Origin of the sequence: Klebsiella sp. GN_Kp190, from assembly GCF_040061795.1 — a bacterium.
GTDB lineage: Bacteria > Pseudomonadota > Gammaproteobacteria > Enterobacterales > Enterobacteriaceae > Klebsiella > Klebsiella michiganensis.
Genome location: NZ_JBEAFN010000065.1, coordinates 15,844 through 30,259, shown reverse-complemented (window position 1 = coordinate 30,259; position 14,416 = coordinate 15,844). Strand labels below are relative to the sequence as shown.

The 14,416-nt window shown below is 57.8% G+C and carries 14 protein-coding genes and 1 pseudogene; 10 read left to right on the top strand and 5 right to left on the bottom strand.

All coding sequences use genetic code 11. The annotated features are described in order from the left end of the window. The first annotated feature begins 445 nt into the window (after positions 1-445). A complete protein-coding gene (gene aas, locus ABLU67_RS24120) occupies positions 446-2,605 on the top strand; it encodes a bifunctional acyl-ACP--phospholipid O-acyltransferase/long-chain-fatty-acid--ACP ligase (RefSeq protein ID WP_348852566.1) in 2,160 nt (719 codons plus the stop codon). Next, complete coding sequence (gene lplT / locus ABLU67_RS24115; RefSeq protein WP_032751086.1) at positions 2,598-3,791, top strand: lysophospholipid transporter LplT; 1,194 nt, start codon at positions 2,598-2,600, stop codon at positions 3,789-3,791. Before aas ends, lplT begins: the two co-directional genes overlap by 8 nt. 99 nt (positions 3,792-3,890) lie before the next feature. On the opposite strand, the gene ABLU67_RS24110 is transcribed toward lplT, so the two are convergent. The 5 genes and pseudogenes from ABLU67_RS24110 to ABLU67_RS24090 form a co-directional block, all read right to left on the bottom strand. After that, positions 3,891-4,931 carry an NADP(H)-dependent aldo-keto reductase gene (locus ABLU67_RS24110; RefSeq protein ID WP_109240830.1) on the bottom strand — a complete coding sequence of 347 codons (1,041 nt, stop codon included), beginning with the start codon at positions 4,929-4,931 and terminating at the stop codon, positions 3,891-3,893. Positions 4,932-5,168: 237 nt separating this feature from the next. Beyond that, complete coding sequence (locus tag ABLU67_RS24105; RefSeq protein ID WP_004105255.1) at positions 5,169-5,387, bottom strand: YgdI/YgdR family lipoprotein; 219 nt, start codon at positions 5,385-5,387, stop codon at positions 5,169-5,171. 124 nt (positions 5,388-5,511) lie between these two features. Then, entirely contained in the window at positions 5,512-6,225 is a 714-nt protein-coding gene (locus ABLU67_RS24100; RefSeq protein ID WP_004105253.1) for a TerC family protein, read from the bottom strand. 81 nt (positions 6,226-6,306) lie between these two features. Next, a complete protein-coding gene (gene mutH, locus ABLU67_RS24095) occupies positions 6,307-7,002 on the bottom strand; it encodes a DNA mismatch repair endonuclease MutH (protein WP_014226661.1) in 696 nt (231 codons plus the stop codon). Between the two features lie 88 nt (positions 7,003-7,090). Then, positions 7,091-7,231, bottom strand: a pseudogene (locus tag ABLU67_RS24090) (hypothetical protein); the annotation flags it as partial. Positions 7,232-7,684: 453 nt separating this feature from the next. Here ABLU67_RS24090 and rppH point away from each other — a divergent pair. The 8 genes from rppH to ABLU67_RS24050 all read left to right on the top strand — a co-directional run bounded on the left by rppH (position 7,685) and on the right by ABLU67_RS24050 (position 14,406). Beyond that, positions 7,685-8,215, top strand: coding sequence for an RNA pyrophosphohydrolase (gene rppH / locus ABLU67_RS24085; RefSeq protein WP_004124593.1), 531 nt, complete (start codon positions 7,685-7,687; stop codon positions 8,213-8,215). Positions 8,216-8,227: 12 nt separating this feature from the next. Then, positions 8,228-10,474: a phosphoenolpyruvate--protein phosphotransferase gene (ptsP, locus tag ABLU67_RS24080; RefSeq protein WP_004853863.1), complete on the top strand. Its 2,247-nt coding sequence runs from the start codon at positions 8,228-8,230 to the stop codon at positions 10,472-10,474. Positions 10,475-10,769: 295 nt separating this feature from the next. Further along, complete coding sequence (gene lgt, locus ABLU67_RS24075) at positions 10,770-11,645, top strand: prolipoprotein diacylglyceryl transferase (RefSeq protein WP_014226659.1); 876 nt, start codon at positions 10,770-10,772, stop codon at positions 11,643-11,645. A gap of 6 nt (positions 11,646-11,651) precedes the next feature. Continuing rightward, the gene (gene thyA / locus ABLU67_RS24070; RefSeq protein WP_004124584.1) at positions 11,652-12,446 is read left to right on the top strand and encodes a thymidylate synthase; all 795 of its coding nucleotides are present in this window, start codon (positions 11,652-11,654) and stop codon (positions 12,444-12,446) included. Between the two features lie 220 nt (positions 12,447-12,666). Then, a complete protein-coding gene (locus tag ABLU67_RS24065) occupies positions 12,667-13,134 on the top strand; it encodes a prepilin peptidase-dependent protein (RefSeq protein ID WP_025107415.1) in 468 nt (155 codons plus the stop codon). Further along, the gene (locus tag ABLU67_RS24060; protein WP_014226658.1) at positions 13,125-13,688 is read left to right on the top strand and encodes a prepilin peptidase-dependent protein; all 564 of its coding nucleotides are present in this window, start codon (positions 13,125-13,127) and stop codon (positions 13,686-13,688) included. Before ABLU67_RS24065 ends, ABLU67_RS24060 begins: the two co-directional genes overlap by 10 nt. After that, a complete protein-coding gene (locus tag ABLU67_RS24055; protein ID WP_014226657.1) occupies positions 13,685-14,098 on the top strand; it encodes a DUF2509 family protein in 414 nt (137 codons plus the stop codon). Before ABLU67_RS24060 ends, ABLU67_RS24055 begins: the two co-directional genes overlap by 4 nt. After that, a complete protein-coding gene (locus ABLU67_RS24050) occupies positions 14,083-14,406 on the top strand; it encodes a prepilin-type N-terminal cleavage/methylation domain-containing protein (protein ID WP_014226656.1) in 324 nt (107 codons plus the stop codon). The genes ABLU67_RS24055 and ABLU67_RS24050 overlap by 16 nt, the downstream gene beginning before the upstream one ends. The last annotated feature ends 10 nt before the right edge of the window (positions 14,407-14,416 follow it).

The following is a 14,416-nucleotide window of genomic DNA, read 5'->3' as shown; positions in this document are numbered from 1 at the left end:
GCTTACACTTTGCGATTGGCTGTTGCGAATGTTCGCTGGTTTACCCATTCATTGCATTGATACTCTGGCTATCCCAGAGGTATTGATAGGTGGAGTCAACTTCAGGTTGACCACTTAATTACACCAGCCTGCGCAGATGCGCAGGTTTTTTTTTGCCCGCCGTTAGCCGTTGTTACAGTTCACGAAAAAAGTAATAACTGGTTGCACTTAGGCTCATTCCCTTGCGTTTTATGGCTGGCGCCGGCGGCGGGAAAAACGAGACAATCAGGATCCCAGAGGTATTGATTGGTGAGTTTTTTAAGTACGCTTTTCGTACTGATTATCTTGCACCGACCTGCGCGGATGCGCAGGTTTTTTTTGTCCTGAATTCCGCTCCTCCTGGTGCATTTCCCGTCCCTTCTCATGTAACCTGCTTTGACTGATTAACCGGTCAAACGGAGTTGTTATGCTTTTGGGATTTTTCAGACTACTTTTCAAAGGATTGTACCGGGTCAAGTTAACCGGTGACCCCCAGGCGCTGCAGCAGCAGAAGGTGCTGATTACGCCAAACCATGTCTCCTTTATTGACGGCGTACTGCTGGCGCTTTTCCTGCCGGTGCGCCCGGTGTTTGCGGTCTATTCCTCAATCAGCGATCGCTGGTTTATGCGCGCGCTAAAGCCGATTATTGATTTTGTGCCGCTGGACCCGACCAAACCGATGTCGATAAAACATCTGGTCCGCCTGATTGAGCAGGGGCGCCCGGTGGTGATTTTCCCGGAAGGGCGGATCTCGGTGAGCGGTTCGCTGATGAAAATTTACGACGGCGCCGCCTTTGTGGCGGCGAAGTCGCAGGCGACCATCGTGCCGCTGAGAATCGAAGGCGCTGAATTAACCCCCTTTAGCCGCCTGAAGGGGCTGGTTAAGCGCCGCCTGTTCCCGCGCATTCAGCTGCATCTGCTGCCGCCGACGCATCTGCCGATGCCCGATGCGCCGCGCGCCCGCGACCGGCGTAAAATTGCCGGTGAAATGCTGCATCAGATCATGATGGAAGCGCGGATGGCGGTGCGCCCGCGCGAAACGCTGTATGAGTCGCTGCTGGCGGCCCAGGACCGCTTCGGCGCGCGCAAACGCTGCGTGGAAGATATCAATTTTCAGCCGGACACCTACCGTAAGCTGCTGACCAAAACCCTCTTCGTGGCGCGCATTCTGGAAAAATACAGCACCCAGGGCGAAAAAATCGGCCTGATGCTGCCGAACGCCGGAATAAGCGCGGCGGTGATTTTTGGCGCGATCGCCCGCGGACGAATCCCGGCGATGATGAACTATACCGCCGGGGTCAAAGGCCTGAGCAGCGCCATTACCGCGGCGGAAATCAAAACCATCTTTACCTCCCGCACCTTCCTCGATAAAGGCAAGCTCTGGCACCTGCCGGAGCAGTTGACGCAGGTACGCTGGGTATTTCTCGAAGATTTAAAAGGTGAGGTTACCGCCGCCGATAAGCTGTGGATTTTTGGCCATCTGCTGATGCCGAAGCTGGCTCAGGTTACGCAGCAGCCGGAAGACGCGGCGATGATTCTGTTTACCTCCGGCTCGGAAGGCAATCCGAAAGGGGTAGTGCATAGCCATAAAAGCCTGCTGGCCAACGTCGAGCAGATTAAAACCATTGCCGACTTTACCGCCAACGACCGCTTTATGTCGGCGCTGCCGCTGTTTCACTCCTTTGGCCTGACGGTCGGCCTGCTGACCCCGCTGTTTACCGGCGCGGAGGTCTTCCTCTATCCCAGCCCGCTGCACTACCGCGTGGTGCCGGAGCTGGTATATGACCGCAACTGTACCGTGCTGTTCGGCACCTCCACCTTCCTTGGCAACTACGCCCGTTTTGCGAATCCGTATGATTTTTATCGCCTGCGTTACGTTGTCGCCGGGGCGGAGAAGCTGCAGGAAAGCACAAAGCAGATCTGGCAGGACAAGTTTGGCCTGCGCATTCTTGAAGGCTACGGCGTCACTGAATGCGCGCCGGTGGTATCGATCAACGTGCCGATGGCGGCGAAAGTGGGCACCGTTGGCCGCATTCTGCCGGGGATGGACGCGCGTCTGCTGGCCATGCCCGGTATTGAAGAGGGGGGCCGTTTACAGCTTAAAGGGCCGAACATCATGAACGGCTATCTGCGGGTGGAGAATCCCGGCGTGCTGGAAGCGCCCGCGGCGGAAAATCAGCACGGCGTAGTCGAGGCCGGCTGGTATGACACCGGGGATATCGTCAGCTTTGACGAACAGGGCTATGTGCGGATTCAGGGCCGCGCGAAGCGCTTTGCCAAAATCGCCGGTGAGATGGTGTCGCTGGAGATGGTCGAGCAGGTGGCGCTGGCGGTTTCGCCGGACAAAATGCACGCCACGGCGATTAAACAGGATGCCAGCAAAGGCGAGGCGCTGGTGCTGTTTACCACCGATAATGAACTGAATCGTGAAAAACTGCTGCGCTATGCCCGTGAACACGGCGTACCGGAGCTGGCGGTACCGCGCGACATTCGCTGGCTGAAGCAGCTCCCGGTACTGGGCAGCGGCAAGCCGGACTTTGTCACCCTTAAAGGCATGGTTGAACAGGCGGAAGGTTCGGATGAGTGAGTCGGTACACACTAACACATCGCTGTATTCGAAAGGGATGATGGCGGTTATCTGCGCCCAGTTTCTTTCGGCGTTTGGCGATAACGCGCTGTTGTTCGCCACCCTGGCGCTGATGAAGCAACTGTTCTACCCGGAGTGGAGCCAACCGGTATTACAGATGTTGTTTGTGGGCGCTTACATTCTCTTCGCGCCGTTTGTCGGACAGTTTGCCGATAGCTTTGCCAAAGGGCGGGTGATGATGGTGGCGAACGGCCTGAAGCTGGTTGGCGCGGGGTGCATCTGCTTTGGCGTGAATCCGTTTGTTGGCTATACGCTGGTGGGCATCGGCGCTGCCGCCTATTCTCCGGCTAAATACGGCATTCTCGGCGAGCTGACCACCGGCGATAAGTTAGTGAAAGCGAACGGCCTGATGGAGTCCTCGACCATTGCGGCGATCCTGCTCGGCTCGATGGCGGGCGGTATCCTGGCGGACTGGCATATCATGGCGGCGCTCGGCGTCTGCGCGGTGGTGTACGCCGGCGCGGTGGTCGCCAACCTGTGGATCCCGAAGCTGCCGGCGGCGCGTCCCGGGCAATCATGGCGTTTCAGGCCGATGACCCACAGCTTCTTTAGCGCCTGTACGACGCTATGGCGCAACGGTGAGACCCGCTTTTCGTTAGTCGGCACCAGCCTGTTCTGGGGGGCGGGCGTGACGCTGCGCTTCCTGCTGGTGCTGTGGGTGCCGGCGGCGCTGGGCATTACCAGCAACGCCATGCCGACCTACCTTAACGCGATGGTGGCGGTGGGGATTGTGCTGGGAGCCGGCGCGGCGGCGAAGCTGGTGACGCTGGAAACGGTGTCGCGCTGCATGCCCGCCGGGATATTGATTGGCGTGGCGGTCATCTTTTTCGCCATCCAGCAGGCGCTGCTGCCGGCGTTTGCTCTGCTGCTGCTGCTCGGCGCGTTCGGCGGCTTCTTTATCGTGCCGCTTAACGCCCTGCTGCAGGAGCGAGGGAAACATACGGTCGGCGCGGGCAACGCTATCGCGGTGCAGAACCTCGGCGAAAACGTGGCGATGCTGCTGATGCTGGGCCTCTATTCGCTGGCGGTGAGCATCGGTATTCCTGTCGTCGGCGTAGGGATTGGCTTTGGCGTGGTGTTCGCCCTGGCGATTACTGCCCTGTGGATTTGGGGACGGCGTAAATAATCTCCCGGAGGCGGCGCGTAGCGCCTGTCCGGGCTACAAACCGCACGAACTTGTAGCCCGGACAGATGCGTAGCATCGCCTCCGGGAGCTTTTACGGCCTTACGGTGCCGGGTAGGTATAAACCTGATGCACCGCTTCAATCTCGGCTAAAACCTCTGCGCTCAGCTCCAGATGCAGGCTTTCGACGTTGGTTTTCAGCTGCTCCATGGTGGTCGCGCCCAGCAGGGTGCTGGCGACAAACGGCTGACGACGTACGAAGGCCAGCGCCATCTGCGCCGGGTCAAGGTTGTGCCGCTTCGCGATATCGACATAGGCTGCCACCGCTTTTTGCGTCTGCTCGCCGCTGTAGCGCGTAAAACGGCTGAACAGCGTATTGCGTGCGCCTGCCGGTTTTGCGCCGTTGAGGTATTTCCCGGTCAGCGTGCCGAACGCCAGGCAGGAATAGGCCAGCAGCTCCACGCCTTCATACTGGCTGACTTCCGCCAGGCCCACTTCAAAGCTGCGGTTCACCAGGCTGTACGGGTTCTGGATCGTCACGATGCGCGGCAGGTCGTGCTTGTCCGCCAGATGAAGATAGCGCATCACGCCAAACGCCGTTTCGTTAGAGACCCCGATATAGCGAATCTTGCCGGCGCGCTGGAATTCGGCCAGCGCGTCCAGCGTATCCAGCAGGGTGACGACCGGGGCGGAATCGGCCCAGGTGTAGCCCAGCTTGCCGAAACAGTTGGTCGGGCGCTGCGGCCAGTGTACCTGATAGAGGTCGAGATAATCGGTCTGCAGGCGCTTCAGGCTGTCGTGCAGCGCCTCGCGGATATTTTTACGATCCAGCTTGTGGTCAGGACGAATGCTGCTGTCGTTATTGCGGGCAGGGCCGCTCACTTTAGAGGCGATAATCAGCTTTTCGCGATTGCCGCGCTTCGCCAGCCAGTTACCGATGTAGGTTTCCGTCAGGCCCTGGGTTTCCGGGCGCGGCGGGACGGGATACATTTCCGCGACGTCAATCAGGTTAATGCCCTGACTCACCGCGTAATCGAGCTGCTCGTGCGCGTCTGCCTCGCTATTCTGCTCACCAAACGTCATTGTGCCCAGCCCCAGCGTGCTGATTTCAAGAGAACTGTGTGGGATACGGTGATACTGCATAGCCGGCTTCCTTTTTTATCAACAAGGTCAGGCGTTCCCCGACAAAGGAATATAAAAATGGCAGAGGGGGAGAAAAAGGGGAAGTAAAAAAATCAAAAAAGCCGGGCTGACGGAATCCGGCCTGATGAATCCTCGCGGACAGATCAGGTGTATCCCGACTTTTCTCTGAATGCTGAAGAATAAAGAACGCTGCTCAACGGTGCGATAAAACGCTAAATCGCGACCTGACGGCGGGACTTAACGTTTAATAATCTGCGAAACGTCGTCACGATTGATCTGCATTTTATTACCCTGCTGATCTTCGTAGCTGATAAGGCCGGTGTCGTCGTCTATGGCGGGTTTGCCGTCGGTCAGAATCATGCGACCATCTTTGGTTGCCATGACGTAATCGCTGCTGCAACCGGAAACCGAGAACGCCAGTCCTACGGCGGAAATCAATACTGCCCATTTTTTCATCGCTATCACCCCTATTATAGCCGCACCTCGTACCAGTATATTAATAGCCTGATTTGTGAGACATAAAAAGCAGTTAAGTCTTAAAAAAGAATTGCAGCCCGTTTCAGGGCTGCATTTTAGCGGGCTACAGCGGATTTTTTTTATTGCGCAGCAGGTTGAGACTTTCAACCGCAATCGAAAAGAACATCGCGAAATAGATGTAGCCTTTCGGCACGTGCACGTCGAAACTTTCGAGCATCAGCGTAAAGCCGACGAGGATCAAAAACGACAGCGCCAGCATTTTCACCGAAGGATGGCGGTCAACAAAATCGCCTATCGAACGGGCGGCAACCATCATCACCAGCACCGCGATAACCACTGCCGCCATCATAATAAACAGATGATCCGACAGCCCGACGGCGGTGATCACCGAATCGAGGCTGAAAATAATATCCAGCAGCATAATCTGCACGATGGCGCCCATAAATGAATGGACGTTGGTTTTCAGCCCTTCTTCTTCGCCTTCAATGGATTCGTGAATTTCTTTACTCGCCTTCCAGATCAGGAACAGCCCGCCCAGCAGGAGGATCAGATCGCGAAACGAGATCTCCTGGCCTAGCACGGTAAAGAGAGGATTAGTGAGCTTGACGACCCACGCGATTGACGCCAGCAGCGCCAGACGCATGATCATCGCCCCCATCAGCCCAATACGGCGGGCGTGTGCCCGTTGCGCAGTGGGCAGTTTTGCCACCACCAGAGAGAGGAAAATAATATTATCGATCCCGAGCACTATCTCCAGCAGCGTCAGCGTACCAAGCGCCAGCCAGGCGTTAGGATCGGTTACCCATGCAAATAACATCGTTCAAAGTCCTGCAAAATAGAAAGATGCGATTATATGCAACCGCCACGGCAGAACAAAAAATTAATCATCTCCAGGCCGTTATTTCGAGGAGAGAAGGAAATGGCGGGCGAGCAGGGCGGCGGTAAAGTTTTTCTTCAGATAGAAACCGCGCGGTAGGGTGAGGATCGGTTCGCCGCGGGCGCCCACCGCCTCGGTCAGCGCTTTGCTGTTGGCCGCTTTCGGGCGCAGCTGCAGCACTTCGCCGTGGCGGGCGGTGATACGCTCGACCTGGCCGAGGACGATCAAATCCATCAGCTCTTCCCAATCCATACGCAGCTGGCGATCTTCTTCTTCGCTGGGGCTCCACAGCAGCGGTGCGCCGACGCGGCGTTCGGCCAAAGGAATCGCGCGATCGCCCTCTACCGGTACCCACAGTACCCGCTTGAGCTTATGACGCACGTGGCTGCTCTCCCAGGTGACGCCGCTGTTGCCGGTCAGCGGCGCGACGCAGACGAAGGTGGTTTCCAGCGGGCGACCTGATGAATCGATGGGGATGGTTTTCAGCTCGACGCCGAGGGCGGCGAAATCCTGCTCCGGCTTGCTGCCTGCGCTGGCGCCAAGCCATATCTCCAGCAGGATGCCGATCCAACCTTTATCACGTTTTAAATCGCGCGGAATCGGAATCCCGGCAAGCTGGGCCAGCTCCCCCAGCGAATAGCCTGCCAGCTGCTGCGCCTGGGCCAGAAGCTGCTCCTGGCTTTGCGGGGGGGATAAGAGCGGCGCGATGGTCGGCATAGCGTAAAACCTCTGACTAAAAAGTGAGCAGTAATTTCATCCGTTGTGGATAGAGTTTACCTTTTCTTGAGTAAGTATGACAATTTGATGATTCATATGGTTTTTTTTGCGATTTTTTGCCGCGGTGAAAATGGTGAAACCGGGTTTTCCAGAACTGGTCACCGACAATGAACAGGATCTTACACCCTGTTATCCACAGAAAAATGGGATAACTGGGGAAAAGCCCCACTACTGTTTCCATTTACAGCCTTGACGTGAGATGAAAATCGAGTTTTTAGACAAAATATGCCCAGAGCACATGCGTAATCTGTGGATAAAACCAACATTGCTCGATCTTTCATCAGTTCCAGGATCTCTTATGTGATGATCGTCACGTTATACTGTGAATTATGAAATTTTAACATGCTAACTTTATGAAAATTAGGTCATTATAATCAGGTGCTATCGCTACGCTGTTCGGATGATTCCGGGTTTTCCCTGGTTAATTCCGTACTTCTTCACAACTCTATCCACAGAAAAAGTGAATAAAATCGTCCGGGTATGGCTTTCGCTGTTTATAACTCCGGGTATTACTGTGAGTTATTCAAATGTTATTCGATCTCATCCCCCTCACAGAGTGGTTTACCGTTTCCAACGAGTGTGAAACAATCATTCACATTGAAGCTTATTTTGAGGTAGTCCGGTGATTGATGACGATGGCTACCGCCCAAATGTCGGTATTGTAATCTGTAATCGCCAGGGCCAGGTTATGTGGGCCAGGCGCTATGGTCAGCACTCGTGGCAGTTCCCGCAAGGGGGCATAAATCCAGGGGAATCAGCAGAGCAGGCGATGTATCGGGAATTGTTCGAAGAAGTTGGGCTAAGCCGTAAAGATGTGCGGATCCTTGCTTCAACCCGTAACTGGTTGCGTTACAAATTGCCTAAACGTTTGGTGCGTTGGGACACAAAGCCGGTATGTATCGGCCAGAAACAGAAGTGGTTTCTCCTGCAATTGATCGGCAGCGATGCGGATGTCAATATGCAAACCAGCAGTACACCTGAGTTTGATGGCTGGCGATGGGTAAGCTACTGGTACCCGGTGCGTCAGGTGGTGTCGTTTAAGCGCGACGTATACCGCAGGGTGATGAAAGAGTTTGCCAGCGTCACCATGGCGCTGGCGGAAAGCACGCCTAAGCCGCAAAGCGCGCCTGCATATCGACGTAAAAGAGGTTAAGCCACGCACATTATGCTCACTCGGTTGCGAGAAATAGTCGAGAAGGTCGCGAGTGCGCCGCGTTTAAACGAGGCGCTGGATATCCTGGTCACCGATATCTGCGCCGCGATGGAGACGGAAGTCTGTTCGGTTTATCTGGCTGACAATGACCGACGCTGTTATTACCTGATGGCGACGCGCGGGTTGAAAAAGCCGCGCGGGCGCATCGTTGCGCTCGCTTTTGACGAAGGCCTCGTGGGCCTGGTTGGCCGCCTGGCCGAACCTATTAACCTCGCCGACGCGCAAAAGCACCCCAGCTTTAAATATATTCCCGCGGTCAAAGAGGGCCGCTTTCGCGCCTTCCTCGGCGTGCCGATTATCCAGCGGCGTCAGCTGCTCGGCGTGCTGGTTGTGCAGCAGCGCGAACTGCGCCAGTTTGACGAAAGCGAAGAGTCCTTCCTGGTCACCCTGGCCACGCAAATCGCCGGCATTCTCTCTCAATCCCAGCTGAACGCGCTGTTTGGTCAATATCGTCAGACCCGCATCCGCGCGCTGCCCGCCTCGTCAGGCGTGGCGATTGCCGAAGGCTGGATGGACGTCAGCCTGCCGCTGATGGAGCAGGTTTATGAAGCCTCGACGCTCGATACCGCTTCCGAGCGCGAGCGGCTGACCGGTGCGCTGGAAGAGGCGGCGAATGAGTTTCGCCGCTACAGCAAACGCTACTCTGCCGGCGCGCAGAAAGAGACGGCGGCCATCTTTGACCTCTATTCGCACCTGCTTTCCGACGCGCGCCTGCGCCGCGAGCTGTTCGCTGAAGTGGATAAAGGCGCGGTGGCCGAATGGGCGGTGAAGAAGATCATCGAGAAATTCGCCGAACAGTTTGCCGCGCTCAGCGACGGCTATCTGAAAGAGCGCGCGGGCGATCTGCGCACGCTGGGCCAGCGGCTGCTTTTCCATCTCGATGACAGTATCCAGGGGCCCAATACCTGGCCGGAACGCATCGTGCTGGTGGCGGATGAACTGTCGGCCACCACCTTAGCGGAGGTTCCTCAGGATCGTTTAGCCGGCGTGGTGGTGCGCGATGGCGCGGCGAACTCCCACGCCGCGATTATGGTGCGCGCGCTGGGCATTCCGACGGTGATGGGGGCGGATATTCAGCCTTCGCTGCTGCACGGCCATACGCTGATTGTCGACGGCTATCGCGGCGAGCTGCTGGTCGATCCCGAACCGGTGCTGCTGCAAGAGTATCAGCGCCTGATCAGCGAAGAGAACGAGCTTAGCCGCCTGGCCGAGGACGATCTTGAACGCGCTTCCGAACTGAAAAGCGGCGAGCGGGTAAAAGTCATGCTCAACGCGGGCCTGAGCCCCGAGCATGAAGAAAAACTCGGCAATTTCGTCGACGGTATCGGTCTTTACCGTACCGAAATCCCCTTTATGCTGCAAAGCGGCTTCCCTTCCGAAGAGGAGCAGGTTGCCCAGTATCAGGGCATGCTGCAGATGTTCAACGAGAAATCGGTGACGCTGCGCACGCTGGACATCGGCGCGGATAAACAGCTGCCGTATATGCCGATCAGCGAAGAGAATCCGTGCCTTGGCTGGCGCGGTATTCGGATCACGCTCGATCAGCCGGAGATCTTTCTGGTACAGGTCCGCGCGATGCTGCGGGCCAACGCGGCGACCGGAAACCTCAGCATCTTGCTACCGATGGTCACCAGCCTGGATGAAGTGGATGAGGCTCGTCGCCTGATCGATCGCGCCAGCCGCGAAGTGGAAGAGATGATCGGCTACGCCATTCCCCGCCCGCGTCTTGGCGTGATGCTGGAAGTGCCGTCGATGGTCTTTATGCTGCCGCAGCTGGCGAACCGCGTTGATTTTATCTCCGTTGGCACCAACGATCTGACCCAGTACATTCTGGCGGTGGATCGCAACAACACCCGGGTCGCGAGTATGTATGACAGCTTGCATCCGGGGGTACTGCGGGCGCTGGCGATGATTGCCCGCGACGCCGAGCGTTTTGGTATCGACCTGCGCCTGTGTGGCGAAATGGCGGGCGATCCGATGTGCGTGACGATCCTGATTGGTATGGGCTATCGTCATCTGTCGATGAACGGTCGTTCGGTGGCGAGAGTGAAGTATTTGCTGCGGCGCATCGATATCAATGAAGCCCAGGAGCTTTCCCAGCGTAGCCTGGAAGCGCAGATGACCGCCGAAGTGCGCCATCAGGTCGCGGCTTTTATGGAGCGACGCGGACTCGGCGGCCTGATTCGCGGTGGCCGCTAGCGCGGGCTACGGTTCATGAATTTGTAGCCCGGGTAAGGCGTTAGCCGTGACCCGGGACTACGCTGACGAGCTTCGAGCGGCCTGAGGGTTGGGTAGCCCGGACAGGCGCAGCGCGCCGCCTCCGGGAATGCTCAGCCGCGAATTCGCATTCGTATACATATCTTTTACATGTCCGGCGCGGATCGCCCTTCGCGCTTATGCTATCATTCGCAGCCTTTGGAGCGCCCGTTTCTGACGCGCGCGAACGATCCCCGCTGTCCACTTTCGGCGGAATAACAAGTGTTTATGGTGACAGATGAATAGTGGCTACCTGCATTTTCCGGAGTTTGATCCGGTAATTTTTTCCATTGGACCGGTCTCCCTCCACTGGTACGGTCTGATGTACCTGGTTGGGTTTGTTTTTGCGATGTGGTTGGCCACCCGTCGGGCCAATCGTCCGGGCAGCGGTTGGACAAAAAACGAAGTTGAAAACCTGCTGTACGCCGGCTTCCTCGGGGTTTTCCTCGGCGGGCGTCTTGGCTATGTCTTCTTCTACAACCTGCCGGTGTTCCTCGACGATCCGCTCTATCTGTTCCGCGTCTGGGACGGCGGTATGTCCTTCCACGGCGGCCTGATCGGCGTGATTCTGGTGATGATCATTTTCGCCAAACGCACGAAGCGCACCTTCTTCCAGGTTTCCGACTTCATTGCGCCGCTGATTCCGTTTGGCCTCGGCGCCGGGCGTCTGGGCAACTTTATCAACGGTGAACTGTGGGGCCGCGTCGATCCGAACTTCCACTACACCATGATTTTCCCCGGCTCTCGGGCGGAAGATCTGGCGCTGCTGCCGTCGCATCCTGAGTGGCAATCGCTGTTTGATACCTACGGCGCGCTGCCGCGTCATGCTTCGCAGCTCTATGAGCTGGCGCTGGAAGGCGTCGTGCTGTTCCTGATACTGAACCTGTTTATCCGCAAGCCGCGTCCGGCCGGTTCGGTTTCCGGCCTGTTCCTCATTGGCTACGGTCTGTTCCGCATCATCGTGGAGTTCTTCCGTCAGCCCGATGCCCAGTTTACCGGCGGCTGGGTACAGTACATCAGCATGGGGCAGATTCTTTCGATTCCGATGGTGCTTGCGGGTATCATCATGATGGTCTGGGCGTACCGTTGTCGTCCGCAGCAACAAAATTCTTGAGGAACCATGAAACAGTATCTTGATTTGATGCAGAAAGTGCTCGATGAGGGCACGCAAAAAAATGACCGCACCGGTACCGGCACCGTCTCCATCTTCGGTCACCAGATGCGTTTTAACCTGCAGGAAGGATTCCCGTTGGTGACGACCAAGCGCTGTCATTTACGCTCCATCATCCATGAACTGCTGTGGTTCCTGCAGGGTGACACCAACGTGGCGTATCTGCACGAAAACAACGTCACTATCTGGGACGAATGGGCTGATGAAAACGGCGATCTGGGGCCGGTTTACGGTAAGCAGTGGCGCTCCTGGCCCGCGCCGGACGGCCGTCATATCGACCAGATCAGCACGGTGATGGAACAGCTGAAAAACGACCCGGATTCTCGCCGGATTATCGTCTCGGCATGGAACGTCGGCGAGCTGAACAAAATGGCGCTGGCCCCGTGCCACGCGTTCTTCCAGTTCTACGTCGCCGACGGCAAGCTCTCCTGCCAGCTCTATCAGCGCTCGTGCGACGTATTCCTCGGCCTGCCGTTCAATATCGCCAGCTACGCGCTGCTGGTGCATATGGTGGCGCAGCAGTGCGACCTCGAAGTGGGCGATTTTGTCTGGACCGGCGGCGATACGCACCTGTACAGCAACCACATGGAGCAGACGCACCTGCAGCTGAGCCGCGAACCGCGGGCGCTGCCGAAGCTGGTGATCAAACGTAAGCCGGCATCGATTTTCGACTACCGTTTTGAAGACTTCGAAATCGAAGGCTACGACCCGCATCCGGGAATTAAAGCGCCGGTGGCCATTTAACCCGGAAGTGACGACGCAAAACCGGCGCCTGCGAGCGCCGGTTTTTTTATGCCTCAGCCGAGCCGACGGCCAGCTTTATTCCGCCGACGGAACGCTTTTTTGCGAGCAGATTTCCTGCACTGTTGAAACCCGCTGCAACGCCTTTAATACTCTCCGGCGCGCGCCGCAAACCCGCATTTTACCGTTCGAATAAAGCCTCAATGCTCCGCATACTCGGCCCATGAACAGAGAACATGGCTATACCCTGATTGAAACCCTGCTCACCATGGTCGTGGTCGTCATTCTCGGCGCCAGCGGGCTGTACGGCTGGCAGAGCTGGCAACGGCAGCAGCGCCTGTGGCAAACCGCCTGCCAGGTCCGCGACTACCTGGTGCTGCTACGCGATGACGCCAACTGGCACAACCGCGACAGGGTATTAAGCGTCGGCCAAAGCGCGGAGGGCTGGTGCCTGAGCGCCAGCGGGGCGATGGCCGACTGTCTCCGCAGGGACGCTTTCACGCTGCAACCGCTATGGCCGGAGGTTTCGCTCAGCGCGATGACGCCGGGGCTGGGGTTTTATGGCCTGCGTAATACCGCCTGGGCCGGGCATATCCGCCTGCAAAGCGCGGCGGGCGGCTGGAACATTATCGTTTCTCACTGGGGGCGCATCCGCCTGTGTCGCGGCGAGGAGACGGCATCGTGTCTGTAAAACAGCGCGGCTTTTCCCTGCCGGAAACGCTGATCGCGATGGCCATCAGCTCCGTGCTGCTGCTCGGCAGCGCGCGTTTTCTTCCGGCGCTGCAGTGGGCCGCGCTTCGCCAGACCCGGCAGCAGTCGCTGGAAAATGAGCTCTGGCAGCGAATCTACACCGTCGCGAAGCATCTGCAGCGCGCCGGATACTGCCGCGGCCGCTGTTACGGGCAGGCGCTGTATATCGCAGAGGGCGGTGATTGCCTGCTGGTGAGCTGGGATAGCAACAGCGATGGCGTCTGGAATAGCGCGCCGTCATCGGAATCGGATACCACCGGGTTTCGCCTGCGCGATGGCGCGCTGGAAACCCTGCGCGGCGCAAGCGCCTGCAGCGGCAAAGGCTGGGAGAAAATGACCAACCCGGCGGCGATTCAGGTCACCGCGTTTCAGGTTACGCGCCTGGAGAGGGCGGGCTTCGCGCCTGAATTATCGATTACCCTTGCGGCGCACTCGGTCGCCGACCCGCAAATCCGCGCGCGGGCGGAATACGGCGTAACGGGATATAACCTGTGAATCGCCAGCGCGGGCTCTCTTCGCTGCTGATGGTGCTGCTGCTGTTAGCGCTCGGCACGCTATTACTCCAGGGGCTGCACCAGCAGCAGCGTTCGCTGTTAGCGCAGACGGCCAGCGAAACGCGGGCGCTTGGCGATGCCGCTGATGCGCATTCCGCGCTGCAGTGGGGAAAGGGGCTCGTCTGGCCGCTTCAGGAAACGGTTAGCTGCCAGCAGAACGCGGCGCTCGGCTGGCGCGCCTGCCTGCGAGTCTTTAGCGACGCCTCGGTATTGCTGATTGGCGGCAGCGATGGCGGCGGCATACTGCTGTGGCAGTCAGGCGTAATCGAACAAAACCGCGTCCGCTTTTCGCCTCACGGCTGGAGCGATTTTTGCCCGTTAAAGGAGGCAAGCCTATGCCAGATGCCCTGAGGCGGCAGAGAGGGTTTAGCCTGCCCGAAACGCTGCTGGCTTTAGTCTTGCTTATCGCAACCGTGACCGCGCTGGCGGGCTATCAGCGTGGGCTGGCCAACGGCTTTATGCAGCTCAACCAGTACCGTCAGCTGTGGCGCGATGCGTGGCGATTCAGTCAGCTTAGCCCACCGGTGATTCCCGCGAATCGCCAGGTATCCCGCATGCAGACATCGGTGCAAAGATGTGTCAGCATCACGGTAACGATCACGATGCCCGCAGCCAGGCGGGCGCAGATGACCCGGCTGCACTGCCCGGTCAGTCAGTAGCCAGGAGCGA

What these genes read in the sequence shown, in the direction of transcription:
- aas (WP_348852566.1), top strand. Translation starts at nt 446, where the DNA reads ATGCTTTTGGGATTTTTCAGACTACTTTTCAAAGGATTGTACCGGGTC.
- lplT (WP_032751086.1), top strand. Translation starts at nt 2,598, where the DNA reads ATGAGTGAGTCGGTACACACTAACACATCGCTGTATTCGAAAGGGATG.
- ABLU67_RS24110 (WP_109240830.1), bottom strand. Translation starts at nt 4,931, where the DNA reads ATGCAGTATCACCGTATCCCACACAGTTCTCTTGAAATCAGCACGCTG.
- ABLU67_RS24105 (WP_004105255.1), bottom strand. Translation starts at nt 5,387, where the DNA reads ATGAAAAAATGGGCAGTATTGATTTCCGCCGTAGGACTGGCGTTCTCG.
- ABLU67_RS24100 (WP_004105253.1), bottom strand. Translation starts at nt 6,225, where the DNA reads ATGTTATTTGCATGGGTAACCGATCCTAACGCCTGGCTGGCGCTTGGT.
- mutH (WP_014226661.1), bottom strand. Translation starts at nt 7,002, where the DNA reads ATGCCGACCATCGCGCCGCTCTTATCCCCCCCGCAAAGCCAGGAGCAG.
- ptsP (WP_004853863.1), top strand. Translation starts at nt 8,228, where the DNA reads ATGCTCACTCGGTTGCGAGAAATAGTCGAGAAGGTCGCGAGTGCGCCG.
- lgt (WP_014226659.1), top strand. Translation starts at nt 10,770, where the DNA reads ATGAATAGTGGCTACCTGCATTTTCCGGAGTTTGATCCGGTAATTTTT.
- thyA (WP_004124584.1), top strand. Translation starts at nt 11,652, where the DNA reads ATGAAACAGTATCTTGATTTGATGCAGAAAGTGCTCGATGAGGGCACG.
- ABLU67_RS24065 (WP_025107415.1), top strand. Translation starts at nt 12,667, where the DNA reads ATGAACAGAGAACATGGCTATACCCTGATTGAAACCCTGCTCACCATG.
- ABLU67_RS24050 (WP_014226656.1), top strand. Translation starts at nt 14,083, where the DNA reads ATGCCAGATGCCCTGAGGCGGCAGAGAGGGTTTAGCCTGCCCGAAACG.